Source organism: Pseudoalteromonas rubra, assembly GCF_000967655.1.
Taxonomy (GTDB): Bacteria; Pseudomonadota; Gammaproteobacteria; order Enterobacterales; family Alteromonadaceae; genus Pseudoalteromonas; species Pseudoalteromonas rubra_A.
Window position 1 is genome coordinate 1 of record NZ_JXYA01000086.1, and the last position, 554, is coordinate 554.

Genomic DNA, 554 nt, shown 5'->3' on the forward strand with positions numbered 1-554 from the left:
ATAACCACTGCCATTGTTCGGCGCTGAGTGTAATGACGTCATCATCTTCTTTGTCGGGCCATTTAAACTTGTCTTTTTCAAGGCGCTTGTACCACAAGGCAAAGCCAGTTTTATCCCAATATAATACCTTCAGCTTGTCCTTGTTTTTATTACAAAACGCAAACACCTGACCGCTCATCGCGTGCGCAGCCATTTCTTGCTCAACAATCGCCGCGAGCCCATTGATGGATTTACGAAAGTCTACCGGCTGGCGGTGCAAGTAAACAGACTCATTGTGCCAGCAGATCATGACAGCGCCCTGAGCAGTGTAGCCAACCACAGGGCATCTGTGTTTGATGGCAACAACACTGTACTCTGAGCATACTTGAGCTGCAACAACTCAGGCAAAGAAACGGACTCAGATGCAGCAGGCTTAGCGGCAATAAAAGATGACTCAGATGATTTTTTATTGCGAAGCTTACTTCGGCGATTATAAAAAGACTTGGTACTGAGATTGTGCTGCGAGCAGAAATCACTGACAGACAAACCACTGAGTTCCTGTTGTTCGATAAGTT

Annotated in this window: 2 protein-coding genes; both read right to left on the reverse strand. The window is 46.0% G+C overall.

All coding sequences use genetic code 11. The annotated features are described in order from the left end of the window. Positions 1 to 289, reverse strand: a 289-nt coding sequence (gene tnpB / locus TW77_RS23255; protein ID WP_046007359.1) for an IS66 family insertion sequence element accessory protein TnpB, incomplete at its 3' end; no start/stop codon positions are given. Continuing rightward, positions 286 to 554: IS66 family insertion sequence element accessory protein TnpA (gene tnpA / locus TW77_RS25475; protein WP_046007360.1), on the reverse strand; the 269-nt coding region annotated here is incomplete at its 5' end. The genes tnpB and tnpA, both read right to left, overlap by 4 nt.